This window comes from Geofilum rubicundum JCM 15548 (assembly GCF_000974365.1).
Lineage (GTDB): Bacteria > Bacteroidota > Bacteroidia > Bacteroidales > Marinilabiliaceae > Geofilum > Geofilum rubicundum.
Genome location: NZ_BAZW01000162.1, coordinates 1 through 1,137, shown reverse-complemented (window position 1 = coordinate 1,137; position 1,137 = coordinate 1). Strand labels below are relative to the sequence as shown.

Genomic DNA, 1,137 nt, shown 5'->3' with positions numbered 1-1,137 from the left:
CTAAAGCCCAATCTGCGTTCCCTGCCAACCAATCGAACACCAATTTTAACTGTCTGCTTGGTAAGTTTCCGGAATAAATATTTCCACGTTCAATCTCAATAAGCACTTCGTATTCATTATAGTCTGCATGAATATGAGGAGGTCTGTGCTCGCCGTTATAAATATGTATCTTAATTCCGTTAAAACTATCAATCGTTGGCATTGAAAATTCATTTTCTACAAATGTACCTAATTAGATACCATTTTGCAATATCTGATGCTGGGTTTGTTTTTCTGTAATTAGGGTCTGCTGATAAAGTATTACCTGTTTGAAATTAAGATATTTGTAGCGATATTCGTATAAATAAGTGCAAGGATATATGAAAAAGACACTTAAAAAGCGTGCACCTTCGCCACGATACGTTAGTCCAAACCAGCTGACTCTGGATTGCTTCCAAACCCCATTTGAACAAAAACTCAACCCTGACAACCGCTGGGTTGTTCTTGCCCGTTTGATACCATGGGATGAAGTTTGTAATCTTTATTTGAAAAATGTTGGGGTTAGCACCACCGGTCGGCCAGCTTTGAGCCCCCGTGTTGTCATAGGGTCGCTAATCATCAAGCATATGTGCAACTTGGATGATCGTGAAACAGTTAACCAGATATCAGAAAACATCTACATGCAATACTTTCTGGGTTATTCCAGTTTTTGCAACGAACTACCCTTTGATGCATCCTTATTTGTTGACTTTCGCAAACGGCTTGGGATGGAAAGCCTAAACGCTATTAACGAACGGATAGTGCAGCTGAAGACCAGCTAGAGGAAAAGGGTAAAAAGTCCGATTCCACATCAAATAAGAACGATAATAATCCAGAAGCCGGTGAAAACAAAGGACGGATAATATTTGATGCCATAGCATGTCCTCAGGACATTGCCTATCCAACCGATTTGAACCTTTTGTCAGAAGCCAGGGAAAAGACAGAACAATTGATAGACCATCTTTACACTCCTGACTTGCATGAAAAGAAACCCCGAACTTACCGCCGTGTAGCTCGCAAACGTTATCTGAATACAGCGCAAAAGAAGAACAAATCGCGTAAGGAAATAAGAAAGGCAATAGGCAGTCAGCTGCGTTTTGTCAAACGGAACCTGAACTT

The 1,137-nt window shown here is 40.5% G+C and carries 2 protein-coding genes and 1 pseudogene; 2 read left to right on the top strand and 1 reads right to left on the bottom strand.

Annotation, left to right across the window (positions count from 1 at the left end; all coding sequences use genetic code 11):
* A partial coding sequence (locus JCM15548_RS20540) for a DUF4160 domain-containing protein (protein ID WP_062129103.1) occupies positions 1-202 on the bottom strand: 202 nt, incomplete at its 3' end.
* Between the two features lie 157 nt (positions 203-359).
* Here JCM15548_RS20540 and JCM15548_RS20535 point away from each other — a divergent pair.
* Both JCM15548_RS20535 and JCM15548_RS24825 read left to right on the top strand, forming a co-directional pair.
* Entirely contained in the window at positions 360-800 is a 441-nt protein-coding gene (locus JCM15548_RS20535) for an IS5 family transposase (protein WP_062129101.1), read from the top strand.
* Positions 801-937: 137 nt separating this feature from the next.
* Positions 938-1,137: pseudogene (locus JCM15548_RS24825) on the top strand (IS5/IS1182 family transposase); the annotation flags it as partial.